Genomic DNA, 26,106 nt, shown 5'->3' with positions numbered 1-26,106 from the left:
TTCTTTTACAGCTCCGGCTCTTGGGCATACCGCCCGAGAGCCGGAGCTTTTTTGTGTTGAGGTAAGGTCAGGGGGCATCGTTGGCACGTTTCCCACAGGAGGCCCCCGGGTGGAGGTCCAGGAGACTCGCGTCCAGACGGATCGAGTCCTCACCATCCCCAACATCCTCAGCATGGCGCGGCTCGTTGGTGTGCCCCTCTTCCTGTGGTTGATCCTCAGGCCCGAGTTCGGAGGCCCCCAGAGTGATGGTTGGGCGCTTCTGGTACTGGCCTTCAGCGGCGTCAGTGACTACCTGGACGGCAAGCTCGCCCGGCGCTGGAACCAGATCAGCAGCCTTGGCCGGCTTCTGGATCCCGCCGCAGACCGGCTCTACATTCTCTCGACTTTGGTCGGACTGACGTGGCGCGAGATTCTGCCGATCTGGTTGACCGCTGTACTGCTGGCGCGGGAGCTGGTTCTGCTGGTGATGGTGGGCATCCTCAGGCGCCACGGCTATCCGCCGCCTCAGGTGAACTTCCTCGGCAAGGCCGCCACGTTCAACTTGATGTATGCCTTCCCCTTGCTACTGCTCAGTGACGGAACTGGCTGGCTCCCGTCACTCGCTGCTATTTTCGGATGGGCGTTCGCAGGTTGGGGTACAACGCTGTACTGGTGGGCAGGAGTCCTCTACGTGGTACAAGTCCGCCGCCTGGTCCGTGCGGACGCCATGGCCGATTGAACTCGCCGATTGGTGCAGTTGTAGTAGTGCGATGGCCCGCGGTGGAAAAGTGCGGGACAATCTGGACGGGTGAAGTCGGCTAGACCGTCGTCTCTTGGAGGAGGACGCTTCCGACATGAAGGCCGTCGTGATGGCCGGAGGCGAAGGCACGCGCCTTCGCCCCATGACCTCAAGCATGCCCAAGCCGCTCCTACCCGTGGCCAACCGCCCGATCATGGAGCACGTTCTGAGGCTGCTCAAAAGGCATGGGCTCAACGAGACCGTCGTTACTGTCCAGTTCCTGGCCTCATTGGTCAAGAACTACTTCGGTGACGGCGAAGAGCTCGGAATGGAGCTCTCCTATGCCAATGAGGAGAAGCCACTCGGTACCGCCGGAAGCGTCAAGAACGCCGAAGAGGCGTTGAAGGACGATGCTTTCCTCGTCATCTCCGGCGATGCGCTGACCGACTTCGACCTCACCGAGCTGATCAATTTCCACAAGGAGAAGGGCGCGCTGGTCACCGTCTGCCTGACGCGCGTCCCCAATCCGCTGGAATTCGGTATCACCATCGTCGACGAAGAAGGAAAGGTCGAGCGGTTCCTCGAGAAGCCGACCTGGGGGCAGGTCTTCTCGGACACGGTGAACACCGGTATTTACGTCATGGAGCCCGAGGTCTTCGACTACGTCGAGGCCGATGTGCCCGTCGACTGGTCCGGTGATGTCTTCCCGCAGCTGATGAAGGAAGGCAAGCCGATCTACGGCTTTGTGGCCGAGGGCTACTGGGAGGACGTCGGTACCCACGAGAGCTATGTGAAGGCCCAGGCCGACGTCCTGGAGGGCAAGGTCGACGTCGAGATCGACGGCTTCGAGCTCTCGCCCGGGGTGTGGGTCGCCGAGGGTGCGGAAGTGCATCCGGACGCCGTACTCCGGGGCCCTCTCTACATCGGGGACTACGCCAAGGTCGAGGCCGGCGTCGAGATCCGTGAGCACACCGTCGTGGGATCCAACGTCGTCGTGAAGAGCGGGGCGTTCCTGCACAAGGCCGTGGTGCACGACAACGTCTATGTCGGGCAGCACAGCAATCTGCGTGGCTGTGTCGTCGGGAAGAACACCGACATCATGCGTGCGGCCCGGATCGAGGACGGCGCGGTCATCGGCGACGAGTGCCTCATCGGTGAAGAATCGATCGTTCAGGGCAATGTGCGGGTCTACCCGTTCAAGACCATCGAGGCCGGTGCCTTCGTCAACACCTCGGTGATCTGGGAATCCCGGGGGCAGGCGCATCTCTTCGGCGCCCGTGGGGTGTCCGGAATTCTGAACGTGGAGATCACTCCCGAGCTCGCCGTGCGTCTCGCCGGCGCTTACGCGACTACTCTGAAGAAGGGGTCGACCGTCACCACGGCCCGCGACCACTCGCGTGGTGCGCGTGCGCTGAAGCGGGCGGTCATCTCCGCGTTGCAGGCCAGCGCCATCGACGTACGCGATCTGGAGAACGTACCGTTGCCCGTCGCCCGGCAGCAGACCGCGCGGGGTAGTGCGGGCGGGATCATGATTCGGACGACGCCCGGGGTGCCGGACTCCGTCGACATCATGTTCTTCGACGGGCGCGGAGCCGATCTGTCGCAGGGCAGTCAGCGGAAGCTGGACCGTGTGTTCGCGCGGCAGGAGTACCGGCGTGCGTTCCCCGGTGAGATCGGGGATCTGCACTTCCCCGCGAGCGTGTTCGACTCGTACACCGGGTCGTTGCTGCGGAACGTCGATACGACGGGGATCGCCGAGTCGGGGCTGAAGGTCGTCGTCGATGCCTCGAACGGTAGTGCGGGGCTTGTGCTGCCCAGTCTGCTCGGGAAGCTCGGGGTGGACTCCTTGACCATCAACCCGGGGCTCGACGAGTCGCGGCCCACGGAGACCGCTGATGTGCGGCGCTCGGGGCTGGTGCGGCTCGGGGAGATCGTGGCGTCGTCGCGGGCCGCGTTCGGGGTGCGGTTCGACCCGGTCGGCGAGCGGTTGTCGCTGGTCGACGAGAAGGGGCGGATCGTCGAGGACGACCGGGCGCTGCTCGTCATGCTCGACCTGGTGGCCGCGGAGCGGCGCAGCGGGCGGGTGGCGCTGCCGGTGACCACCACGCGGATCGCCGAGCAGGTGGCGGCGTACCACGGGACGCAGGTGGAGTGGACGACCACGTCGCCCGACGACCTGACGAGGGTCGGGCGTGATGACTCGACCATCTTCGGTGGTGACGGCAAGGGCGCGTTCATCGTGCCCGAGTTCAGCAGTGTCTTCGACGGTACGGCGGCCTTCGTACGGCTCATCGGGCTGGTCGCGCGGACGCAGCTCACGCTCAGCCAGATCGACGCGCGGATTCCGCGGGCGTATGTGCTCAAGCGGGACCTGGCTACTCCCTGGGCGGTCAAGGGACTTGTGATGCGGCGGGTCGTGGAGGCCGCGGGAGATCGCTTTGTCGACACGACCGACGGCGTGCGGGTCGTGGAGACCGACGGGCGGTGGGTCATGGTGCTGCCCGACCCCGCCGAGGCGGTCACCCATCTGTGGGCGGAAGGGCCCGATGACGCCTCTGCCCAGGCGCTGCTCGACGAGTGGGCGGCGGTTGTGGACAGCGCCGGTCGCTGATATCCGCAGTACGCGTGCGTGCCGGACAAGTGTCCCCAAGGGGGCCTGTCCGGCACGCCGGTGGGGCCATTCGGAGGTACTGGTCGCGACGTGCGACGATGTGCGGCATGCCGCAGCAGCCCCCCGTTCGGAGCAGACCTACGCGCCCCTCGCGTCCGGACGCGTCCATGTCGCTGCTCACCAACGTCATGGACCACAGCCTCGACGACGGCTATGCCGAGGCGGCCGCTCGGAAGAAGGCCGCGGGCGAGGGGGGCCTGCCCAAGACGCTGCGGGCGAAGCTCGGGCTTGCCGCCGGCCTGGTGCTGGCGGCGCTTGTCGTGACCGTAGGGGCGGCGCAGGCGCGCGTCGCGGCTCCCGCCGTCGCCAAGGAGCGCGAGGAGCTGATCAACCGTATCGACCGTGAGACGGACGCGGCCGACAAGCTGGAGGGCACGGTCGACGACCTGCGCGACGACGTGAGCGCGATGCAGCGCGCGGCGCTCAGGGACAGCGGGGGCAGTGGGCAGGCGGACCTGGTCGGCATCCTGTCGGGCGCCACGGCCGTGCACGGTCCCGGTGTGAAGCTGGTCGTGGACGACGCCAAGGAGGCCACCACCGGTGGTGACGGCGACCCGCGCGAGACCTCCGGGTTCTCCGACACCGGCCGGGTACGGGACCGGGACATGCAGCGTGTGGTCAACGGGCTGTGGGAGTCGGGCGCGGAGGCCGTCTCGATCAACGGGCAGCGGCTGACGGCGCTGTCCGCGATCAGAGCCGCGGGTGACGCGATACTGGTCGACAACAGGCCGCTGGTGCCGCCGTACACGGTGCTCGCGGTGGGGGACGGGCAGCGACTGAGCACCAGGTTCCAGAACAGTGCCGACGGGCTGTATCTGAACGCCCTGCAGGAGAACTACGGCATCCGGACGAGCATCTCCGTGGAGGGGGATCTCCGGCTGCCCGCAGCAACGAGTGTGATCGTACGTACAGCACAGCCGAGAACTGAGAAGGGCACATCGTGATCGCCGTACTGGGCCTCGTCGTGGGAGTCGTGGCCGGCCTGTTGGTCCGGCCTGAGGTTCCGGCGGTCGTCGAGCCTTATCTGCCGATCGCCGTCGTGGCGGCGCTCGACGCCGTCTTCGGTGGTCTGCGGGCCATGCTCGACGGCATCTTCGACGACAAGGTCTTCGTGGTGTCGTTCCTGTCCAATGTGGTCGTCGCCGCGCTGATCGTGTTCCTGGGCGACAAGTTGGGCGTGGGCGCGCAGCTGTCCACCGGTGTGGTCGTCGTCCTCGGCATCCGCATCTTCTCGAACGCCGCCGCGATCCGCCGGCACGTCTTCCGGGCGTGAGGCCGATGAGCGACCAGGACGGTACGCCGGAGAACAGGCTGCGCAAGGAGCTGCCCGAGGAGACGCCCGCGACGGCTCCGGAGGCGGTCCCGACGGGCGAGAACGACGAGAAGGACGAGAAGTCCGGGTTGACCGGGCGTCAGCGGCTGGTCCAGGGACTGTGGCCGCCGCGTGTCACGCGTGCCCAACTGATCGTCGCCGTGCTGCTGTTCGGCCTCGGATTCGGGCTGGCCGTGCAGGTGGCGTCGAACAGTGACGGCGACAGCGCGCTGCGCGGTGCCCGTCAGGAAGATCTTGTTCGCATTCTCGATGAACTGGATGACCGTACTCAGCGTCTTGAGGACGAGAAGGCGGGCCTCGAGAAGCAGCGGGACGAGTTGGAGAACAGCTCGGACCAGGCGGAGGAGGCCCGCAAGCAGACGCTGGAGAAGGAGCGGCAACTCGGCATCCTCGCGGGCACGGTGGCCGCGCAGGGGCCGGGTATCACGATGACGATCGACGACACGAAGGGGACGGTCGAGGCGGACATGCTGCTCGACGCGATCCAGGAGCTGCGCGCGGCCGGTGCCGAGGCGATCCAGGTGAACGGTGTGCGGGTGGTCGCCGGTACCTATCTGACCGACTCCGGCAACAGCGTGAGCGTCGACGGGAACAAGATCAACGCCCCCTATCGTTTCAAGGTCATCGGCAAGCCGCAGGACCTCGAACCGGCGCTCAACATTCCTGGAGGCGTGGTGCAGACTCTGGAGAAGGAGCAGGCCACCGTCACCGTCGAGCGGTCGACCAAGATCGTCGTGGACGCCTTGCGAGCCGCGAAGCAGCCTGACTACGCTCGGTCGTCCTCCCGGTGAACCGCGGGTGCATGAGGGACGTCCGGCCAGGGCATGAGGTTGCGGGGGGTCGGCGCACCGATTGGGTGGTGCGTGGTGGAAACTGTCTGGTGGATACGGACGTTGTCAGGATGTCCGGGTCGGCCGGTGTATGCAATCAGGGTTCGTCCTGCCCCACGGGCGGGTCTGTTTCGGTCAAGGGGAATCGCCCGTGAAGTTGTTTGCGAAGTTGTTCGGCAAGAGCGCGCGAGAGGGTAGCGACAATGCGAACGCCACCGCTCGTCATCGCGCACAGCCAGACGCGGAGGGCCAGCGCCCCCTGTTCCGGGACCAGGTGGGCGGCGTTCCGGGAGGTCAGGGCGCGCCGTCTGTTGACCCTGCGCAGTCCGGCGGCATAGGTTTCGGGCAACCGTCAACCTCGAGTACGGGTGGAGAGTTTTCCATGTCGGCCCTGGTGTGTACGAGGTGCGGTAACCGCAACGCGGAGAACAGCCGCTTCTGCTCCAACTGCGGTGCGCCGCTGCGCGGTGCGCCCGAGCGTCCGTCCGAGACGACCTCCACCATCTCCATCTCCGGTCTCGAGGCCTACGACGCCGAGGCGACCGGTCAGACGCAGGTGCCGATGCTCTCCCCGGAGGCGCAGGCGGCCGTGGACGCGCTGCCGCTGGGTTCCGCGCTCCTGGTCGTGCGCCGTGGACCGAACTCGGGCAGCCGCTTCCTGCTGGACGGCGATCTGACCACGGCGGGGCGTCATCCGCAGAGCGACATCTTCCTGGACGACGTGACGGTGTCGCGTCGGCATGTGGAGTTCCGTCGCCAGCAGGACGGTTCGTTCACCGTGGGCGACGTCGGCAGCCTCAACGGCACGTACGTGAACCGCGAGCGGATCGACACGGTGCCGCTGCACAACGGGGACGAGGTACAGATCGGCAAGTACCGGCTGGTCTTCTACGCGAGCCAGCGGGGCTACTGACCCCGTCAGGGAAGGTCCATGCTTCAAACACCGAGCGGCGGTGCCGGTCACGGTACCGCCGCCGCGGACAGTGGGCTGATGAGCATCGGCACGGTGCTCAACGTGCTGCGCGACGAGTTCCCCGAAGTCACCATCTCCAAGATCCGCTTCCTGGAGTCCGAGGGGCTCATCGAGCCGCAGCGAACCCCCTCGGGGTACCGCAAGTTCAGCGCCGGCGACGTCGAGCGTCTCGGGCATGTGCTGAGGATGCAGCGAGACCACTATCTGCCGCTCAAGGTGATCAGGGAGCATCTGGACGCCATGGAGCGCGGGGAGGCCGTGGCGCTGCCCGTGGTGGGGCGCCAGCGGGACGGAGAAACGCTTCAGGAGCCCTGGGAGGCCCCTACGGCCGCGCGGATCGGCCGGTCGGAGCTGATGGCCGCCGCCGAGATCGGCGAGCAGGAGCTCGAGGAGTGGGAGTCGTACGGACTCATCGCCCCGTTGCCGGACGGGGCGTACGACGCCGAGGCGGTCACCGTGGCGGCGCTCGTCGTCGAGCTGGGGCGGTTCGGGATCGAGCCGCGGCATCTGCGCGCGATGAAGGCCGCCGCCGACCGCGAGGCGGGGCTGGTGGACCAGGTGGTGGCCCCGTTGAAGCGCCACCGCAATCCGCAGACCCGGGCGCACGCCGAGGCCCGTACGAAGGAACTGGCGGGGCTGACGGTGAAGCTGCACGCGGCGCTGGTGCAGACCGCCCTCGGGGTACGGCTGCCCTGATGGGCGCGGACGGCGGATCGGGCCCCCGTTTCCTGCCCGACTACCCAAACGTCCCGGGCACGGCCTAGGGTTGCTGTGTGAACGAGCTCGATGTCGTAGGTGTCCGGGTCGAAATGCCCTCCAACCAACCGATCGTGCTCCTGCGTGAAGTGGGAGGCGACCGCTACCTCCCCATCTGGATCGGGCCGGGGGAGGCGACGGCGATCGCTTTCGCCCAGCAGGGCATGGCCCCCGCACGACCGCTGACCCACGACCTGTTCAAGGACGTGCTGGAGGCCGTCGGCCAGGAGCTCACCGAAGTGCGCATCACGGATCTGCGTGAGGGCGTCTTCTACGCGGAGCTGGTCTTCGCCAGCGGTGTGGAGGTGAGTGCCCGGCCGTCCGACGCCATAGCGCTGGCGCTGCGCACCGGAACGCCGATCTACGGCAGCGACGGTGTGCTCGACGACGCGGGGATCGCGATCCCGGACGAGCAGGAGGACGAGGTGGAGAAGTTCCGCGAGTTCCTCGACCAGATCTCGCCCGAGGACTTCGGCACCAGCAGCCAGTGAGACGGGGCCGGCCCGGCGGACTCGCCGTCCGTGACGGGTCGGCTGTGTCCGGTCACCGCGGAAATGCCGGCATTTGCCACCGGCGTGTGAGAGCGTCCTACGGCCCGCCTCGAGCGCATTCGGCTAGCCTTTCCCCGCGGTGGGGTGCGGGAAACCACTCCTAGGGTGATTATCACTCGGCGTGCCGAGTGTGGCGATCGTTGACGCACCCCGGGTGACTGCCTACCGTCGAGAAGGCAGGTCAAGGACGGAGGTCGGCGTGAGAAGCAGCGGCGACGGTACGGCTGGGGGTGCCCCCGGACGCAGTCTCGGGGCGAGCGGTCCGTATCCTCCCCCAAGCTCTCAACTGCGTTCGAGTTGGGGGGACCCCCATCACACCAGCGCGGCCGATCACGCTCCGCAGCGACCGGCGGCCGTGCCGAGCAGTGGCGGAGGGGCGACGTCCATGGCGTCCGAGGAGATCGGCTACCGCGGTCCGACGGCCTGTGCGGCCGCCGGCATCACCTATCGGCAACTCGACTACTGGGCGCGCACCGGGCTCGTCGAGCCGAGTGTGCGGCCCGCCTACGGGTCGGGGACGCAGCGCCTGTACAGCTTCCGGGACGTCGTCGTCCTGAAGGTCGTCAAGCGGTTCCTCGACACCGGTGTGTCGCTCCAGAACATCCGTACCGCTGTGCAGCACCTGCGGGAGCGCGGCTTCCGCGACCTGGAGCGCATGACGCTGATGAGCGACGGTGCCACCGTCTACGAGTGCACCTCGCCCGACGAGGTGCACGCGCTGCTCCAGGGCGGACAGGGCATCTTCGGTATCGCCGTGGGTGTGGTGTGGCGGGACGTCGAGAGCGCACTGTCGCAGCTGCACGGGGAGCGGATCGACACCGGGGAGACGCTGGTGGGGCACAACCCCGCCGACGAGCTGGCGCGGCGGCGCGGCAATCGGGCCGTTTGAGGCTTTGCCCGGGGCATTACCGAGGGCATTGTCAGTGGCGTAGGGCAGCATCGGACATGTGAGAACCGCGCCCACGATCCTGCATCTCGACATGGATGCCTTCTTCGCCTCCGCGGAGCAGGCGTCCAAGCCGAGTCTGCGCGGGAAAGCCGTCATCGTGGGTGGGCTGGGGCCGCGTGGTGTGGTGGCGACCGCGTCGTACGAGGCCCGCGTCTTCGGGGTGCATTCCGCAATGCCGATGGCCCAGGCGCGGCGGCTGGCGCCCAATGCCGCGTATCTCGTGCCGCGCTTCGGGTTCTACCGGGCGATCAGCGAGCAGGTGATGGGGCTGCTGCGCGCTCTGTCGCCGCTGGTGGAGCCGCTGAGCCTCGACGAGGCGTTCGTGGACCTGGAGGCCGGGGGCGCGGCCTGGGACGAGGCGTCGGCGCGGCTCGCGGGGGAGAAGCTGCGCACCGACATACGGGCGGTCACCGGGCTCACGGGGTCGGTGGGCCTTGCGGCGTCCAAGATGCTCGCGAAGATCGCGTCCGAGCAGGCCAAGCCCGACGGCCTGGTGGTGATCGACCCGGGGAGCGAACGGGAACTGCTCGGGCCGATGTCCGTGCGGATTCTGCCGGGCGTGGGGCCGGCCACGGGGGACCATCTGCGGCGGGCCGGCATCCACACGGTCGACGAGATCGTCGAGGCGGGGGAGGACGAGCTCGTACGGCTGCTCGGGAAGGCGCACGGGCATGGGCTGTATGCCATGGCGCTGGCGCGGGACGAGCGGCCTGTGGTGGCGGAACGGGAGACCAAGTCGGTGTCGGTCGAGGACACGTACGACGTGGACATCCACGATCGGCTGCGGGTGGGGATGGAGGTGCAGCGGCTGGCGGATCGGTGCGTGCGGAGGTTGCGGGGGGCCGGGTTGTCGGGGCGGACCATCGTGCTGAAGGTGCGGCGGTACGACTTCTCCACGCTGACTCGGTCCGAGACGTTGCGGGGGCCGACCGATGATCCGGCTGTGGTGAGGGAGGCTGCGGCTCGGTTGCTGGAGTCCGTGGACACCACGGGGGGTGTGCGGTTGTTGGGGGTGGGGGTTTCCGGGCTGGCCGATTACACGCAGGAGGATCTGTTCGCGCAGGCCGCGGGGGAAGTGGGGGAGATTTCCGAGGAGGAACCGGGGGATGCGGTGGCCGCCGAGGGGGTGGAGGTGGCTGTTGAGCGGCGGTTTGCTGCGGGGCATGACGTGGTGCATGCCGAGTTCGGGCATGGGTGGGTGCAGGGGAGTGGGCTGGGGCGGGTGACGGTGCGGTTCGAGACGCCGGATTCCGAGCCGGGGAGGGTGCGGACGTTTCGGGTGGACGATGCGGCGTTGGCTGTGGCTGAGCCTTTGCCGTTGGTGCCGGTGGAGGGTGGGGCAACCGGCCTTCGGCCGGATTTGGTTTCCCACCCGCACCACCCGTGACAGTTTCGTTGTCGCGTGCGGGTGGCCCCTGTGGGGCGGGGGCTCCGTCGGCGGCTGCGGGAGGGTGGTCGGCTCTCGTGGCTTCTCGTCGGCTGTGTCAGGCGTCTGCCTCTTCCGTGCCTGCCAGCTTGCCGAAGTCTCTGTCCGGGAGTGGGGGTGGTGGGGCCACGTCCAGGCCGTAGTGGTGGTAGAGCTGGAGTTCCTGGTCGGGGGAGAGGTGGCGGCCCACGCCGAAGTCGGGGGCGTCCTTGATCAAGGAGCGGTCGAAGGGGACCTGCAGGGCGCCCTCGATCAGTTCGCTGGGCTCCAGGGGGACGAAGGCGTCCCGGGAGAACAGGCCGGTGCGTATGGCGGCCCACTCCGGCACTCCGGTCGCGTCGTCGAGGTAGACCTCGTCGATCGTGCCGATCTTGGTGCCGTTGCGGTCGAACGCCTTGCGGCCGATCAGGTTGCGCGGATCGATGTCGGTCTGCACGGGCCCTCCACTAGGTCGCCACTCGCAACTCATCCGTAAGCACTACAAAAGAGCACATTGGGACGAGTGGCCACTCGAGGGCTCCTCAAGGGATCCGCTTTTTGTGCGCTGGTAGGCTGGCAAGCGGCTGTTGACCCTGTGCGGGAGAGTCCTCCGGAGATCGTCCGGGGGCGCCGAAGGAGCAAATCCTCCCCGGAATCTCTCAGGCCCACGTACCGCACGGACGAGGTCACTCTGGAAAGCAGAGCGGGTGTCGACGGCTTCCGCTCTCACCGACGGTGAAAGCCGGGCACCCTCGGGTTGCCCGGTGAAGCTCTCAGGTTGAGATGACAGAGGGGGAGGCCGCCGGGACCCCGCAGCCGTGGTGTCCCTCGAAGGTCGCATAGACCAGGAGGCCTCCGTAATGACCGCCCACCGCACTCCGCTCACCGAACTCGAGCAGGGGATTCCCTTCGAGCAGCGTCACATCGGCCCCGACCACGAGGCCCGGGCCAAGATGCTCGCGCAGGTCGGGTACGGCTCGCTGGACGAGCTCACCGCCGCCGCGGTGCCGGATGTGATCAAGAACGCTGACGCCCTCGATCTGCCGGGGGCGCGGACCGAGGCCGAGGTGCTCGCTGAGCTCCGGTCGCTCGCCGATCAGAACCAGGTTCTCGGGTCCATGATCGGGCTCGGGTACTACGGGACCTTCACCCCGCCCGTCATCCTGCGCAACGTCATGGAGAACCCCGCCTGGTACACGGCGTACACGCCCTACCAGCCCGAGATCTCCCAGGGGCGGCTCGAGGCCCTCCTCAACTTCCAGACCATGGTCGCCGAGCTCACCGGGCTGCCGACCTCCGGTGCCTCGCTGCTCGACGAGGGCACGGCCGCCGCCGAGGCGCTGGCGCTGTCCCGGCGCATGGGCAAGAACAAGAAGGGTCTGTTCCTCGTCGACGCGGACGCGCTGCCGCAGACCATCGCCGTGATCCAGACCCGGGCCGAGCCGACCGGCGTCGAGGTCGTCGTCGCCGACCTCAGCGACGGGATTCCCGCCGACATCGCCGCGCGTGAGATCAACGGCGTGCTCATCCAGTACCCGGGCGCCTCCGGTGCCGTACGCGACATCAAGGCGGTTGTCGACCAGGCGCACGAGCTCGGTGCCCTCGTGACCGTCGCCGCGGACCTGCTCGCGCTGACGCTGCTGAAGTCGCCCGGGGAGCTCGGGGCCGACATCGCCGTCGGGACCACGCAGCGGTTCGGTGTGCCGATGGGGTTCGGCGGGCCGCACGCCGGTTACATGGCGGTGCACGAGAAGTTCGCGCGCAGCCTGCCCGGGCGGCTCGTGGGCGTGTCCGTGGACGCGGACGGCAACAAGGCCTACCGGCTCGCCCTGCAGACGCGTGAGCAGCACATCCGGCGGGAGAAGGCCACCAGCAACATCTGTACCGCTCAGGTGCTGCTCGCTGTCATGGCGGGGATGTACGCCGTCTACCACGGCCCGGAGGGGCTGAAGGGCATCGCCCGGCGGACCCATCGGTACGCCCGTGTCCTTGCCGCGGGGCTTGTCGCCGGTGGGGTCGAGGTCGTGCACGGGGCCTACTTCGACACCCTGACCGTGCGGGTGCCCGGCAAGGCCGGTGAGGTCGTCGCCGCCGCCGAGGCGAACGGGGTCAACCTGCGTCTCGTCGACGCCGACCATCTCTCCATCGCCTGCGACGAGACCACCAACCGGGCCCAACTGGCCGCCGTATGGGCCGCGTTCGGGGTCGAGGGGGACGTCGAGGCGCTGGACGCCGCGGCCGAGGACGCGCTGCCGGGGGCGCTGGTGCGCGACGACGAGTTCCTGACCCACCCCGTCTTCCACCAGTACCGGTCCGAGACCGCGATGCTGCGCTATCTGCGCCGGCTCGCCGACCGGGACTACGCGCTCGACCGCGGCATGATCCCGCTGGGCTCCTGCACCATGAAGCTCAACGCCACCACCGAGATGGAGCCGGTCACCTGGCCCGAGTTCGGGCAGCTGCACCCCTTCGCGCCCGCCGAACAGGCGCGGGGCTATCTGACGCTCATCCAGGAGCTGGAGGAGCGGCTCGCCGAGGTCACCGGGTACGACAAGGTGTCGCTCCAGCCCAACGCCGGGTCGCAGGGTGAGTTGGCCGGTCTGCTCGCCGTACGCGGGTACCACCGGGCCAATGGCGATGAGCAGCGGACCGTCTGTCTGATTCCGTCCTCCGCGCACGGGACCAACGCCGCCAGCGCTGTCATGGCGGGCATGAAGGTCGTCGTCGTCAAGACCGCCGAGGACGGTGAGATCGACGTCGAGGATCTGCGGGCGAAGATCGAGCAGTACCGGGACGAGCTCGCGGTGCTGATGATCACGTACCCCTCGACGCACGGGGTGTTCGAGGAGCATGTCGCCGACATCTGCGCTCAGGTGCACGAGGCCGGTGGGCAGGTGTACGTCGACGGCGCCAACCTCAACGCGCTGGTCGGGCTTGCCAAGCCGGGGCACTTCGGTGGTGACGTCTCGCACCTGAACCTGCACAAGACCTTCTGCATCCCGCACGGTGGTGGCGGGCCGGGCGTCGGGCCGGTCGGTGTGCGCGCGCATCTGGCGCCGTATCTGCCGAACCACCCGTTGCAGCCCGCGGCCGGGCCCGAGACGGGTGTCGGGCCGATCTCCGCCGCGCCGTGGGGCTCGGCGGGGATTCTGCCGATCTCCTGGGCCTACGTGCGGCTCATGGGCGGGGAAGGGCTGAAGCGGGCCACGCAGGTGGCCGTGCTGAGCGCCAACTACATCGCCAAGCGGCTCGAGCCGCACTACCCCGTGCTCTATACCGGGCCCGGTGGGCTGGTCGCGCACGAGTGCATCATCGATCTGCGGCCGCTGACCAAGGCGACGGGTGTGAGCGTGGACGATGTCGCCAAGCGGCTCATCGACTACGGGTTCCACGCGCCGACCATGTCGTTCCCGGTGGCCGGGACGCTGATGATCGAGCCGACCGAGTCCGAGGACATCGTCGAGCTGGATCGGTTCTGCGACGCGATGATCGCCATTCGCGCGGAGATCGAGAAGGTCGGGTCCGGGGAGTGGCCCGCGGAGGACAACCCGCTGCGGAACGCTCCGCACACCGCCGCGGCGCTCGGTGGTGAGTGGGAGCACGCGTACAGCCGTGAGGAGGCCGTGTTCCCGAGCGGGGTCGTGGTCGCCGACAAGTACTGGCCGCCGGTGCGGCGGATCGACCAGGCGTACGGGGACCGGAACCTGGTGTGCTCGTGCCCGCCGCTGGACGCGTACGAGGACTGAGCCGGTCCGTGGTGTGTGAGAGGGCCCCGCTTCGGCGGGGTCCTCTCGTTTTCCGGGGCTACGTCGGCGCCGTCACGGCGTTGCCAGGGAGACCTCGGTCGACTTGATCAGGGCGACGACCGGGGTGCCGGCCGCGAGGGAGAGGGCCCTGGCGGCGTCCTTGGTGATGGCCGCGGTGAGTTCGGTGCCCTCGAACGCGACCTTCACGGAGGCCATCGCGGCGCCGGTGGCGACGGTGGTGACCGTGCCGGGGAGCTGGTTGCGGATGGAGAGGCCCTCCACCGGGCCGGTGGCGAGGGCCACCTCCGTCGACTTGACCAGGGCGCGGACGGGGGAGCCCGGGGCCAGGCCGAGGTCGGTCACCGCTTCCTTGGTGATCGCCGCGGTGAGGTCCTGGCCGCCGGTGAGGCGGATTCCCACGGTGGCCATGACCTCGCCGGAGGTGATGGCGGTGACGGTGCCGGGGAGTTGGTTGCGGATGCTCAGGGTCATGGGCATCAACCGTAGGGCTCTGGGCGGGTTGGGCCGGGTATGTGCTTGTTCGTGGCTTTTTGCGTTCGGTTGGTTCTACGTCCGGTCGATGTGGACGTTTGTCGACTTCACGCGGGCCGTGGCCTCCATGCCCACCTCCAGGCCGAGTTCTTCGACGGCCTCGCGGGTGAGGAGGGAGACGAGGCGGTGGGGGCCGGCCTGGATCTCCACCTGGGCGGCGACGTCGCCGAGTTTGATGGCTGTGACGATGCCGGGGAAGGCGTTGCGGACCGAGGTGTACGACGGTTCGTCGTCGGCTGTGGTGCCCTTGGCGAGTTCTACGGAGAACGCGGCTAGGTCGCGGCCGTCGATGAGGCGGCGGCCGCTGTCGTCGCGGTGGGTCGTGACGCGGCCGGCGTCTGCCCAGCGGCGGGCGGTGTCGGGGCTTACGCCGAGCAGGCGGGCGGCCTGGCCGATCGTGTAGGACTGCATGCGGTCACGATAGTGGTGGGGGTTTGTGCAGCGGGTGCGGGTGGTTGGTGGGGCACCCGGCCTTCGGCCGGGTTTGGGGTTCCCACCCGCACCGCCCGTGCGGGTTTCGATTTCGGGTGCGGGTGGCCCTTGTGGGGGCATGGCGCCGTCGGCGGCCGCGGCCGCGGCTCAGCCTGTGTGGACCCTCGGGCGGCGGGCCCTGTCTGGTTCTGCTTCTCGTAGGACCTCTCGGGTTACCGGGGCCACCTCGCCCTGGCCGAAGAGGAAGAAGCGGAGGAAGTTGGCGAAGGGGTTGCCCTCGGTCCACTCGAAGTAGATGTGCGGGGTGCACTTCGTCGCGTCGCGGACGTGGAGGAGCAGGGCGGCCAGGGCGTTGGGGATGGAGGACGACTCCAGGGTCAGCACGCGGTAGCGGTCGTGCAGGACCTCGCCGCGGACCGTCAGCCCGGCCTCGAACTCCGAGGGGTCGGTGACCGTCACCTCGACGAAGACGAAGTCCTCCTGGCCGGGGATGTCGTTGTCGGCGCGGATCTGCTCGATCTTGTCGCGGTACTCGGCCTTGTCCCGGTTGTCGGGCTCGTTGGCGATGAAACGGATCTTGCGGCTGGCCATGTCCCTGATGAATCGTTCCGCCATGGGGTCGAGGCTCACGCTGGTGACGCGGAGTTCGAAGGCGCGGGCCAGCCGGGAGAGGAGCGAGACCAGGATGATGCCGGCGATGAAGCAGGCGCCGATCTTGACGCCGTCCGGGCGCTCGATGACGTTGACGACCGTCGTGTAGAGGAACACCGCGGAGATGACCGCGAAACCGATCGTCCAGTTGCGCTGGCCCGCCTTGCGCGCCGCGATCGTCACCGCGATCGCCGCCGAGCTGATCAGGACGAGGACGCCGGTGGCGTACGCGCCGCCCTGGGCGTCCACGTCGGCGTCGAAGATCCAGGTGACCAGGAAGGCGATCAGGGTGAAGACGATCACCATGGGGCGTACGGCGCGGGCCCAGTGCGGGGCCATGCCGTAGCGGGGGAGGTAGCGGGGCATCAGGTTGAGCAGGCCCGCCATCGCGGAGGCGCCGGCGAACCACAGGATGGCGATGGTCGAGACGTCGTAGACCGTGCCGAAGGCGCCGCCCAGGTACTCGTGCGAGAGGAAGGCGAGGGCGCGGCCGTTGGCCTGGCCGCCCGACTCGAACTCCTTCTCCGGGATCAGGAGGGTGGTGATGAAGCTGGTCGCGATCAGGAAGCAGCTCATGATGAGCGCGGCCGTGGTCAGGAGCTTCTTCGTGTCCCGGATGCGGCCCGCCGGGTTCTCCTCCGTCTCGCCCGGGTCGCCCTTGACGTGCGGCATGACCGCGACGCCGGTCTCGAAGCCGGAGAGGCCGAGGGCGAGCTTCGGGAAGACGACCAGGGCCACGCCGATCATCACGAAGACGTTGCCGTGCTCGGCGGTCAGGGCGCTGGACCAGTCGGTGACCACATGGCCGGCGGTGACGACGTGCCACAGGCCGACGATCACGACGACGACGTTCAGCGCCAGGTAGATGCCGACCAGCGCGACCGCGACGCCGATGGCCTCCAGGAAGCCCTTGAGGAACACCGCGCCGAGCAACGCCACCAGGATGAGGGTGATCAGCATCTGCTTGTCGTGCAGGGCGCTGTTGAGGTGCGGGTTCTCGACGAGGTGGGTGGAGGCGTCCGCGGCGGACAGGGTGATCGTGATCAGGAAGTCGGTCGCGGCGAAGCCGAGCAGGGTCAGGACGAAGAGCTTGCCCTTCCAGAAGGTGAGCAGGCGCTCCAGCATCGCGATCGAGCCCTGGCCGTGGGGGCTCTCCTCGGCGACGCGGCGGTACACGGGCAGGGCGCCCGCGAGGGTGACTATCACCAGCACGATCGTCGCGACGGGGGAGAGGAGGCCGGCCGCGAGGGCCGCGATGCCGGGCTGGTAGCCGAGGGTCGAGAAGTAGTCGACGCCGGTGAGGCACATGACCCGGTACCAGGGCTGGCCCGGGTGCTCCAGCTTGGACTCGGTCCGCGGAGCCTGTTCGCCCTGGCCCTGGTCCTGGCTCTTGGCCATGTCGGACAGGCCCTCCAGCATCCAGGCGCGCAGGCGACTGGGCGGTGGGTGTTCGGTGGTGGCCATCGGGGGCTCCTGATGTGCGGCTCGGAGTGCGGTTCCGTACGGTTCCGGCCATCACACGGACGGCGGGTTCAGCGTAAGCGGAGAGTGACGCATGGGCCCACGGATCAGGGGGTCGGAGGCGTCAAAAGTCCGTTAAGACTGGGGGTGTGGGAGCTTGTCGCGCGTCAAGGGTGGAGCGTGTGGGGTGGGTGGCGGTGTGTTGCGCTGAACGGGGGACGGCGCGATGGGGCGGGAGGGTGGACACCCAGCGTCATCACCGGCCTCAGCTCAGACCCGAGACCTTGAAGACCGTTGCCGCGGTCTCCTGGTCGATGCGTTCCGTCATCTGACGCAGGGCGGTCGCACCGCACGTCAGTGTGCCGTTGGCGAGGGACTTGTGGGTGTCCTCGGTCAGGCGGTGCCAGATGTCGGGGTTGTCGAGGAGGACCTGGGGGCCGATCTCGACGCGGTCGCCGTAGATGTCCCGGAACACCAGGCGTGGGGAGACGCCGTCTCGGCAGCGGACCGACAGCAGCAGGTCGGTGCGGACACGGCGGGTGCGCAGCAGGCGGCGGGAGGCCAGCCAGCCCTCGCCGACCGAGACCCGGGACGGGTACAGCACCAGGAAGAGCAGCCCGGCCAGCGTGCACCACAGCACACACCGCCAGGGACTGAGCGTGTCGGCGGCCCGGTCGACCAGGAGCAGCAGGCACAGCAGTACGCCCGCGCAGCGGACCGAGTCGATCAGATCGCGTGACCAACGGCGGTCGTGGGCGGTCTCCGTGTGCTGTCCCATAGGGCTGACGCTAGGCAGGGTGCGAGGCGTTGCCGGGTGCCTTGACGGGTCTCTGACGGCTTCCCGGCGCATCTTGACGCGGCCGCAGCGGTGATCTGACGGCTGCGGTTTCGGGTGGCCTGAGGTGGGTGACGGGTCCTGGGCGTCAGGGATGCGTCAAGGGCGTGCCGTGGGCCGTATGGGAGGTGTCAACGGCGCGGGGATTCGGGCAGCGGGGCTGTTTGCTCTGGGTGTCCCTGTTCGAACGCACCTCACTCCAGGAGCTCACGATGGCCGATCTGGCCTTCGTCGTCGTCACGATCGCGTGCTTCGCGCTGGTGGCTGTCGTCGCCAAGGGGGTGACGAAGCTGTGACCGCCGAGAACATCGTCGGCCTCGTCGTGGCCGTCGCCCTGCTGGGCTATCTCGTCCTCGCCCTGATCTTCCCGGAGAGGTTCTGAGAGCTGACATGGGTCCCGTCCTCGCAGGCGTCCTCCAACTGCTCGCCCTGATCGGCGCGCTGGCTCTCGCCTACATCCCCCTCGGCAGCTACATGGCCAAGGTCTACTCGTCCGACAAGCACTGGCGCGTCGAGAAGTGGATCTACAAGGGCATCGGTGCCGACCCCGACACGGAGATGCGCTGGACCGCGTATCTGCGTGGCGTCCTCGCCTTCTCCGCGGTCGGGGTTCTCTTTCTGTATCTGTTGCAGCGCGCGCAGGGCGTGCTGCCCGGCTCGCTCGGGTTCGCCTCCATCGACCCGGACCAGGCGTTCAACACCGCCGTGTCCTTCGTGACCAACACCAACTGGCAGTCGTACTACGGCGAACAGGCCATGGGGCATGTCGTGCAGACCGCCGGGCTGGCGGTGCAGAACTTCGTCTCCGCGGCCGTCGGGATCGCGGTGGCGGTGGCTCTCGTGCGTGGGTTCGCCCGGTCGCGGACCGGTGAACTCGGCAACTTCTGGGCCGACTTGGTGCGGGGTGTCGTACGCATCCTGGTGCCCGGGGCCTTCGTCGCCGCCCTCGTGCTCGTCGCCTGCGGTGCCCTTCAGAACTTCTCCGGGATTCATGAAGTCGGGCAGTTCATGGGGGGTTCGCAGCAGTGGAACGGTGGTGCCGTCGCCTCGCAGGAGGCCATCAAGGAGCTCGGCACCAACGGCGGCGGCTACTTCAACGCCAACTCCGCCCATCCGTTCGAGAATCCGACGCCCTTCACCAACCTCTTCGAGATCTTCCTGATCCTCGTCATCCCGTTCGCCCTGACCCGCACGTTCGGCATCATGGTCGGCTCGGTCAAGCAGGGCTACGCGATCCTCGCGACCATGGCGTCCATCTGGGTCGGCTTCGTCGCGCTGATGATGTGGACCGAGTTCGCCCACCACGGCCCGGCGTTCGACCTCGCCGGCGGGGCCTACGAGGGCAAGGAGGTGCGCTTCGGCGTAGGTGCCTCGTCCATCTTCGCGACCTCTACGACGCTCACCTCGACCGGTGCCGTGGACTCCTTCCACTCCTCCTTCACCGGGCTCGGCGGCGGTATCACCATGCTCGGCATGATGCTGGGCGAGATCGCGCCCGGCGGCACCGGCTCCGGCCTCTACGGCATGCTGATCATGGCGGTCATCGCGGTGTTCATCGCCGGTCTGATGGTCGGCCGTACGCCCGAGTACCTCGGCAAGAAGATCGGCGCTCGCGAGATCAAGCTGGCCGCCTGCTACATCCTCGTCACGCCCGCGCTGGTCCTCGTCTTCACCGCGATCGCGATGGCCCTGCCCACGCCGGGCCACTCCATGACCAACAGCGGGGCGCACGGCTTCTCCGAGATCCTGTACGCCTACACGTCCGCCTCCAACAACAACGGCTCGGCCTTCGCCGGGCTGAACGCGGACACGCTGTGGTTCAACTCGACGCTCGGCCTGTGCATGCTGTTCGGCCGCTTCCTGCCGATGGTGTTCGTGCTGGCGCTCGCCGGTTCGCTCGCCGAGCAGAAGCCGGTGCCGGAGACGGCGGGCACCCTGCGCACCGAAAAGCCCTTGTTCACCGGCCTGTTGGTGGGCGCGATCCTCATCATCACCGGGCTGACCTACTTCCCGGCCCTGGCGCTGGGACCGCTGGCCGAGGGGCTGGCCTCATGACCACCGACGTGACCAAGTCCGACGAGACCCAGTCCGACGAGACCCAGTCCGACGTAAAGAAGCAGGACTCCATGTCCACCTCCACCCTCGCGCCCCACCAGGACGCGCCCACCGGGCACAAGCCCCCCGAGGGCCGTGTCGGAGCGGGCCTCTTCGACCCCAAGCAGCTGCTCAAGTCGCTGCCGGACGCCGTCCGCAAGCTCGATCCGCGGGTGATGGTCAAGTCCCCCGTGATGTTCGTGGTGTTGGTGGGGTCCGTGCTGACCACGGTCTTCTCCTTCAAGGACCCCGGCGACTGGTTCGGCTGGACCATCAGCGCCTGGCTGTGGCTGACGGTGATCTTCGCCAACCTGGCGGAGGCCGTCGCCGAGGGCCGTGGCAAGGCGCAGGCCGACACGCTGCGCAAGGCCAAGACCGACACCGTGGCGCGCAAGGCCGACGGGACCGTGGTCGCCGGCACCGAGCTCAAGATCGGCGACCTGGTCGTCTGCGAGGCCGGCGACATCATCCCCGGCGACGGTGACGTCGTCGAGGGCGTCGCCTCCGTCGACGAGTCGGCCATCACCGGTGAGTCCGCCCCGGTCATCCGCGAGTCCGGCGGCGACCGCAGTGCCGTCACCGGCGGTACGAAGGTTCTCTCCGACCGGATCGTCATCAAGATCACGACGAAGCCCGGTGAGACCTTCATCGACCGGATGATCAACCTGGTCGAGGGCGCGGCCCGGCAGAAGACGCCGAACGAGATCGCGCTGAACATCCTGCTGGCCTCGCTGACGATCGTCTTCCTGCTGGCCGTGGCCACCCTGCCGCCGCTCGCGGACTACGCGGGCACGCATCTGACGATGGTCGTGCTGGTCGCGCTGCTGGTCTGCCTGATCCCCACGACCATCGGCGCCCTGCTCTCCGCGATCGGCATCGCCGGCATGGACCGGCTGGTGCAGCGCAACGTCCTCGCCATGTCCGGCCGTGCGGTCGAGGCCGCCGGTGACGTCTCGACGCTGCTGCTCGACAAGACCGGCACCATCACCCTCGGCAACCGCCAGGCCGCCGAGTTCGTGCCGGTGCGCGGGACGACCGACGCCGAGGTGGCCGACGCCGCCCAACTGTCGTCGCTGGCCGACGAGACGCCGGAGGGCCGCTCCGTCGTCGTACTGGCGAAGGAGAAGTACGGGCTCCGGGAGCGTGAGCTGAGGGGTGCCGAGTGGATCGCCTTCACCGCACAGACGCGGATGTCCGGTGTGGACGTCGACGGGCGCAAGATCCGTAAGGGCGCGGCCGGTTCGGTCATTGCGTGGGTGGCCGAGCGGGGTGGTGAAGTCGCGGAGGACGCACGGGAGTTGACCGACCGGATCGCCGGGGCCGGTGGCACCCCGCTGCTCGTGGCCGTCGAAGACGATCGTGGAGCACGGGTGTTGGGTGTCATCCACCTCAAGGACGTCGTCAAGGACGGCATGCGGGAACGGTTCGAGGAGCTGCGCCGCATGGGCATCAAGACCGTCATGATCACGGGTGACAACCCGCTGACCGCCAAGGCGATCGCCGACGAGGCGGGCGTCGACGACTTCCTCGCCGAGGCGACTCCCGAGGACAAGATGGCCCTCATCAAGCGGGAGCAGGCCGGCGGCAAGCTGGTCGCGATGACCGGGGACGGCACCAACGACGCGCCCGCGCTGGCCCAGGCGGACGTCGGCGTGGCCATGAACACCGGTACGTCGGCCGCGAAGGAGGCCGGCAACATGGTCGACCTCGACTCCAACCCGACCAAGCTCATCGAGATCGTCGAGATCGGCAAGCAACTGCTGATCACCCGGGGCGCGTTGACCACGTTCTCGATCGCCAACGACGTCGCGAAGTACTTCGCGATCATCCCGGCGCTGTTCGCGGCCGTCTACCCGGGCCTGGACAAGCTCAACGTCATGGGGCTCAACTCACCGGACTCCGCGATCCTTTCCGCCGTCATCTTCAACGCCCTGATCATCATCGCGCTGGTGCCGCTGTCCCTGAAGGGCGTGCAGTACCGGCCGGTGAGCGCGGACCGGCTGCTGCGGCGGAACCTCACGATCTACGGCCTGGGCGGCCTGATCGCGCCCTTTATCGGCATCAAGCTCATCGACCTGCTCATCTCGCTGATCCCCGGGATCGGGTGAAGGACCATGAACAACTCCGTTGCGAACACCGGCCGGTTGCTGGGGGCGGGCCTGCGGGCGTTGCTCGTGCTGACCGTGCTCACGGGTGTGCTGTATCCGCTGGCCGTCACCGGCGTGGCGCAGGCGCTCTTCAACCACCAGGCGAACGGCTCCGAGGTCAAGGCGGACGGCAAGGTCGTCGGCTCCTCGCTGATCGGCCAACAGGGCTACAGCCTCGACTACTTCCAGCCCCGGCCGGCCAACGGGCTCGGCGAGAACTCGGTCAACACCCAGTACAAGCTGATCCTGTCCGGCGCCACCAACCGCTCCGGCGACAACCCCGAGCTGATCAAGTGGGTGAAGGAGGCCAAGGCCAAGGTCGTCAAGGAGAACTCCACCGCCGACTACAAGGTCAAGCCCTCCCAGGTCCCCGCCGACGCGGTCACCTCCTCGGGTTCAGGGCTCGACCCGGACATCTCCCCGGCCTACGCCGACCTCCAGGTCCACCGGGTCGCCGAGCGGAACGGCCTCTCCGTCAGCCAGGTGCGCAAGCTGGTCGACGCGCACACCGAGGGCCGCACCCTGGGCTTCATGGGCGAGCCCCGGGTGAACGTCCTGGAGCTCAACATCGCGCTCAAGGCACTGGTCGAGGGCGACTGACCGATGACCCGAGTGCTGGTCGTGGAAGACGACCCCCAACTGGTACGAGCACTCGTGATCAACATGCAGGCACGCCGGTACGGAGTGGACGCGGCGCCCGACGGCGCCACGGCCCTCCGGCTGGCGGCCGCACACCGGCCGGACGTGGTGATGCTCGACCTCGGCCTGCCCGACATGGACGGGGTCGACGTCATCAGGGCGCTGCGCGGCTGGTCCCGGGTGCCGATCCTGGTGCTGTCGGCGCGCCAGGGCTCCGCCGAGAAGGTGGCGGCGCTCGACGCGGGTGCGGACGACTACGTCACCAAGCCGTTCAGCATGGACGAGCTCATGGCCCGGCTGCGGGCGGCCGTCCGCCGGACGGAGGAGACCCCGCTCGCCCCCGAGACGACACTCGTGGTGACGGCCGGGTTCACCATCGACCTGCGGGCCAAGAAGGTCGTCCGCGGCACCCGTGACGTCCGGCTGACGCCGACCGAGTGGCAGCTGCTGGAGATCCTGGTCACCCACCCCGGCCGGCTCGTGACGCAGAAGCACCTGCTCCAGGAGGTCTGGGGGGTGTCCCGGGCCGGCAAGACCAACTACCTGCGCGTCTACATGGCCCAGCTGCGCCGCAAGTTGGAAGCGGACCCGTCCCATCCGCGCTATCTCATCACCGAACCCGGCATGGGTTACCGCTTCGAAGGGTGAACATGGCACGCGGCAAGCTCCGGATCTACCTCGGTGCGGCACCCGGCGTCGGCAAGACCTACGCGATGCTCTCCGAGGCGCACCGGCGGGTGGAACGCGGCACCGACTGCGTGGTCGCGTTCGTGGAACACCACGGCCGCCCGCGCACCGAGGTGATGCTGCACGGCCTGGAGGAGATGCCCCGCAGGGAGCTGGAGTACCGGGGTACCTCCTTCACAGAGATGGACATCGACGCCGTACTGGCCCGTCGGCCCGAGGTGGCGCTGGTGGACGAACTCGCCCACACCAACGTCCCCGGGTCCCGCAACGCCAAGCGCTGGCAGGACGTGGAGGTACTGCTCGCCGCCGGCATCGACGTCATCTCGACCGTCAACATCCAGCACCTGGAGTCGCTGGGGGACATCGTCGAGTCGATCACCGGCGTACGGCAGCAGGAGACCGTCCCCGACGAGGTCGTACGGCGTGCCGACCAGGTCGAGCTGGTCGACATGTCGCCGGAGGCGCTGCGGCGGCGGATGGCGCACGGCAACATCTACCGGCCCGACAAGGTCGACGCGGCCCTGTCGAACTACTTCCGGCCCGGAAACCTCACCGCGCTGCGGGAGTTGGCGCTGCTGTGGGTGGCCGACCGGGTGGATGAGTACCTCAACGCCTACCGCAGTGAGCACGAGGTCTCCGCGATATGGGGCTCACGCGAGCGGATCGTCGTCGGGCTGACCGGCGGCCCCGAGGGGCGGACGCTGATCCGCCGGGCCGCGCGACTCGCCGAGAAGGGCGCGGGCGGTGAGGTGCTCGCCGTCTACATCGCCCGCAGCGACGGGCTCACGTCCGCCTCGCCGAAGGAACTCGCGGTGCAGCGCGGGCTGGTGGAGGATCTCGGCGGTACGTTCCACCATGTCGTCGGCGACGACGTCCCCGCGGCGCTGCTCGACTTCGCGCGCGGCGTCAACGCCACCCAGATCGTGCTCGGGGTCTCCCGTCGCAACAGCTGGCAGTACGTCTTCGGTCCTGGCGTCGGTGCCACGGTCGCCCGGGACTCGGGACCCGACCTCGACGTCCACCTGATCACCCATGCGGAGGCCGGCAAGGGGCGCGGGCTGCCCGTGGCCCGGGGCGCACGGCTCGGGCGGGCGCGGATCGTCCGGGGATGGCTGGTCGGTGTGCTCGGCCCGCTGCTCCTCACTGTGCTGCTGACCAGCGTGACCCGCGAGGTCGGTCTCGCCAACGACATGCTGCTGTTCCTGACCCTCACGGTCGCGGCGGCGCTACTCGGCGGACTGCTGCCGGCGCTGGCCTCGGCGGTGGTGGGTTCGCTGCTGCTGAACTGGTACTTCACCCCGCCCGTCCACACGCTGACCATCGCCGACCCCGACAACATCGTTGCCATCGCGATCTTCGTCGGGGTGGCGGTGGCGGTGGCCTCGGTGGTGGATCTCGCCGCGCGGCGCACGCATCAGGCGGCGCGGCTGCGGGCGGAGTCGGAGATTCTCTCCTTCCTTGCCGGGAACGTGCTGCGGGGCGAGACCAGCCTGGAGGAGCTGCTTGAGCGGGTCCGGGAGACCTTCGGGATGGAGTCGGCGGCCCTGCTGGAGCGGGCGAGTGACGTCGAGCCGTGGACCTGTGCGGGCAGCGTGGGGCCCCGGCCCTGCGGCAGCCCCGAGGACGCGGACGTCGACGTGCCGGTCGGCGACCACATGGCGCTGGCCCTGACCGGGCGGGTGCTGCCCGCCGAGGACCGCCGGGTGCTGGCCGCGTTCGCCGTGCAGTCGGCCGTCGCGCTGGACCGGCGGCGGCTCCAGGAAGAGGCCGACCGGGCGCGCACGCTCGCCGAGGGCAACCGGATCCGGACGGCCCTGCTGGCTGCCGTGAGCCATGACCTGCGCACTCCGCTGGCCGGGATCAAGGCCGCGGTGTCGTCCCTGCGCTCCGACGACGTGGCGTGGTCCGAGGAGGACCAGGCAGAGCTGCTCGCGGCGATCGAGGAAGGGGCGGACCGGCTGGACCATCTCGTGGGCAACCTGCTGGACATGTCCCGCCTCCAGACCGGTACGGTAACGCCGCTGATCAGGGAGGTCGACCTCGACGAGGTGGTGCCGATGGCGCTCGGCGGGGTGCCGGAGGACAGCGTGGAGCTGGACATTCCGGAGACGCTGCCCATGGTCTCCGTGGACAAGGGGCTGTTGGAGCGGGTCGTCGCCAATGTCGTGGAGAACGCCGTCAAGTACAGCCGGCAGGACGAGCCGGTGCTGGTCTCCGCGAGCGCCATCGCCGACCGGGTCGAGGTGCGGGTGGTCGACCGCGGCCCCGGCGTCCCCGACGAGGCCAAGGAGCGCATCTTCGCCCCCTTCCAGCGCTACGGCGACGCCCCGCGCGGCGCCGGAGTCGGACTCGGCCTCGCGGTCGCCCGTGGCTTTGCCGAAGCGATGGGCGGAACGATCAGCGCGGAGGACACTCCTGGGGGCGGGCTCACGATGGTCCTGAGCCTGCGGATGGCGGGGGGACGGCGACCGGGGGAGGAGCCGGAACTGCCGAGGGCGGTGGTCTCCTGACGTACCCAACCTCGCCGTAGACCGGTCCGAGGGCCCCGCGGGCCTCTCATCTGCCTCTCGAAGAGGGCAAGCGTTCTCTTGTCCCCGCCCAGGCATCCTCGTACAGTCCGCTTTCGTAATGTTCGCCAACGGGGCCGAATGTTTCGATCGGCCCGCTGGAAGGGCT

Annotated in this window: 23 protein-coding genes and 1 riboswitch; of the genes, 18 read left to right on the top strand and 5 right to left on the bottom strand. The window is 68.7% G+C overall.

Annotated features, from left to right (window positions below; all coding sequences use genetic code 11):
• Positions 1–109 precede the first annotated feature (109 nt).
• From IQ210_RS08215 to IQ210_RS08170, 10 genes are all read left to right on the top strand, one after another.
• Entirely contained in the window at positions 110–718 is a 609-nt protein-coding gene (locus IQ210_RS08215; protein WP_079310593.1) for a CDP-alcohol phosphatidyltransferase family protein, read from the top strand.
• 115 nt (positions 719–833) lie between these two features.
• Positions 834–3,329, top strand: a complete 2,496-nt coding sequence (locus tag IQ210_RS08210) for a mannose-1-phosphate guanyltransferase (RefSeq protein WP_194078166.1) — start codon at positions 834–836, stop codon at positions 3,327–3,329.
• Between the two features lie 167 nt (positions 3,330–3,496).
• Positions 3,497–4,333: a DUF881 domain-containing protein gene (locus tag IQ210_RS08205; protein ID WP_228047099.1), complete on the top strand. Its 837-nt coding sequence runs from the start codon at positions 3,497–3,499 to the stop codon at positions 4,331–4,333.
• Positions 4,330–4,662, top strand: a complete 333-nt coding sequence (locus tag IQ210_RS08200; RefSeq protein WP_003988855.1) for a small basic family protein — start codon at positions 4,330–4,332, stop codon at positions 4,660–4,662. The genes IQ210_RS08205 and IQ210_RS08200 overlap by 4 nt, the downstream gene beginning before the upstream one ends.
• Before the next feature lie 5 nt (positions 4,663–4,667).
• Complete coding sequence (locus IQ210_RS08195) at positions 4,668–5,513, top strand: DUF881 domain-containing protein (RefSeq protein ID WP_194078164.1); 846 nt, start codon at positions 4,668–4,670, stop codon at positions 5,511–5,513.
• 61 nt (positions 5,514–5,574) lie between these two features.
• Positions 5,575–6,465, top strand: a complete 891-nt coding sequence (locus IQ210_RS08190) for an FHA domain-containing protein (protein WP_194078163.1) — start codon at positions 5,575–5,577, stop codon at positions 6,463–6,465.
• 18 nt (positions 6,466–6,483) lie between these two features.
• Entirely contained in the window at positions 6,484–7,221 is a 738-nt protein-coding gene (ftsR, locus tag IQ210_RS08185) for a transcriptional regulator FtsR (RefSeq protein WP_194078162.1), read from the top strand.
• Between the two features lie 77 nt (positions 7,222–7,298).
• Positions 7,299–7,772 carry a bifunctional nuclease family protein gene (locus IQ210_RS08180; protein WP_004002801.1) on the top strand — a complete coding sequence of 158 codons (474 nt, stop codon included), beginning with the start codon at positions 7,299–7,301 and terminating at the stop codon, positions 7,770–7,772.
• 259 nt (positions 7,773–8,031) lie between these two features.
• On the top strand, positions 8,032–8,721 hold the full coding sequence (locus tag IQ210_RS08175) for a MerR family transcriptional regulator (protein ID WP_194078161.1): 690 nt from the start codon (positions 8,032–8,034) through the stop codon (positions 8,719–8,721).
• Positions 8,722–8,779: 58 nt separating this feature from the next.
• A complete protein-coding gene (locus IQ210_RS08170; RefSeq protein ID WP_194078160.1) occupies positions 8,780–10,168 on the top strand; it encodes a DNA polymerase IV in 1,389 nt (462 codons plus the stop codon).
• Between the two features lie 97 nt (positions 10,169–10,265).
• On the opposite strand, the gene IQ210_RS08165 is transcribed toward IQ210_RS08170, so the two are convergent.
• Positions 10,266–10,643, bottom strand: a complete 378-nt coding sequence (locus IQ210_RS08165; protein WP_194078159.1) for a PRC-barrel domain-containing protein — start codon at positions 10,641–10,643, stop codon at positions 10,266–10,268.
• 131 nt (positions 10,644–10,774) lie between these two features.
• Positions 10,775–10,871: riboswitch (glycine riboswitch) on the top strand.
• 175 nt (positions 10,872–11,046) lie between these two features.
• Between IQ210_RS08165 and gcvP the strand changes: the two genes are divergently transcribed.
• Positions 11,047–13,932, top strand: a complete 2,886-nt coding sequence (gene gcvP / locus IQ210_RS08160; RefSeq protein ID WP_194078158.1) for an aminomethyl-transferring glycine dehydrogenase — start codon at positions 11,047–11,049, stop codon at positions 13,930–13,932.
• Between the two features lie 72 nt (positions 13,933–14,004).
• On the opposite strand, the gene IQ210_RS08155 is transcribed toward gcvP, so the two are convergent.
• The 4 genes from IQ210_RS08155 to IQ210_RS08140 form a co-directional block, all read right to left on the bottom strand.
• Positions 14,005–14,424: a TOBE domain-containing protein gene (locus IQ210_RS08155; RefSeq protein WP_194078157.1), complete on the bottom strand. Its 420-nt coding sequence runs from the start codon at positions 14,422–14,424 to the stop codon at positions 14,005–14,007.
• Positions 14,425–14,499: 75 nt separating this feature from the next.
• Positions 14,500–14,895, bottom strand: a complete 396-nt coding sequence (locus tag IQ210_RS08150) for a TOBE domain-containing protein (protein ID WP_194078156.1) — start codon at positions 14,893–14,895, stop codon at positions 14,500–14,502.
• A 168-nt stretch (positions 14,896–15,063) separates the two neighbouring features.
• Positions 15,064–17,031, bottom strand: coding sequence for an APC family permease (locus IQ210_RS08145; protein WP_194078155.1), 1,968 nt, complete (start codon positions 17,029–17,031; stop codon positions 15,064–15,066).
• Positions 17,032–17,293: 262 nt separating this feature from the next.
• Positions 17,294–17,806, bottom strand: a complete 513-nt coding sequence (locus tag IQ210_RS08140; RefSeq protein WP_194078154.1) for a hypothetical protein — start codon at positions 17,804–17,806, stop codon at positions 17,294–17,296.
• A 230-nt stretch (positions 17,807–18,036) separates the two neighbouring features.
• Between IQ210_RS08140 and IQ210_RS47870 the strand changes: the two genes are divergently transcribed.
• The 7 genes from IQ210_RS47870 to IQ210_RS08110 are packed head-to-tail and all read left to right on the top strand — an operon-like array spanning position 18,037 to position 25,940.
• Positions 18,037–18,159 carry a hypothetical protein gene (locus IQ210_RS47870; RefSeq protein WP_256781355.1) on the top strand — a complete coding sequence of 41 codons (123 nt, stop codon included), beginning with the start codon at positions 18,037–18,039 and terminating at the stop codon, positions 18,157–18,159.
• Complete coding sequence (gene kdpF / locus IQ210_RS08135) at positions 18,156–18,245, top strand: K(+)-transporting ATPase subunit F (RefSeq protein WP_016434100.1); 90 nt, start codon at positions 18,156–18,158, stop codon at positions 18,243–18,245. The genes IQ210_RS47870 and kdpF overlap by 4 nt, the downstream gene beginning before the upstream one ends.
• Before the next feature lie 8 nt (positions 18,246–18,253).
• Complete coding sequence (gene kdpA, locus IQ210_RS08130) at positions 18,254–19,918, top strand: potassium-transporting ATPase subunit KdpA (RefSeq protein WP_194078153.1); 1,665 nt, start codon at positions 18,254–18,256, stop codon at positions 19,916–19,918.
• Positions 19,915–22,065: a potassium-transporting ATPase subunit KdpB gene (kdpB, locus tag IQ210_RS08125; RefSeq protein ID WP_407699686.1), complete on the top strand. Its 2,151-nt coding sequence runs from the start codon at positions 19,915–19,917 to the stop codon at positions 22,063–22,065. The genes kdpA and kdpB overlap by 4 nt, the downstream gene beginning before the upstream one ends.
• 6 nt (positions 22,066–22,071) lie before the next feature.
• A complete protein-coding gene (locus IQ210_RS08120; RefSeq protein ID WP_194078152.1) occupies positions 22,072–22,704 on the top strand; it encodes a potassium-transporting ATPase subunit C in 633 nt (210 codons plus the stop codon).
• Positions 22,705–22,707: 3 nt separating this feature from the next.
• On the top strand, positions 22,708–23,391 hold the full coding sequence (locus IQ210_RS08115; RefSeq protein WP_194078151.1) for a response regulator: 684 nt from the start codon (positions 22,708–22,710) through the stop codon (positions 23,389–23,391).
• A 2-nt stretch (positions 23,392–23,393) separates the two neighbouring features.
• Positions 23,394–25,940 carry a sensor histidine kinase gene (locus tag IQ210_RS08110; protein ID WP_194078150.1) on the top strand — a complete coding sequence of 849 codons (2,547 nt, stop codon included), beginning with the start codon at positions 23,394–23,396 and terminating at the stop codon, positions 25,938–25,940.
• Positions 25,941–26,106: the final 166 nt, after the last annotated feature.

Origin of the sequence: Streptomyces justiciae, from assembly GCF_015163075.1 — a bacterium.
GTDB lineage: Bacteria > Actinomycetota > Actinomycetes > Streptomycetales > Streptomycetaceae > Streptomyces > Streptomyces justiciae.
The sequence above is the reverse complement of the archived record's forward strand: the minus strand, read 5'-3'. Positions and strand labels throughout refer to the sequence as shown.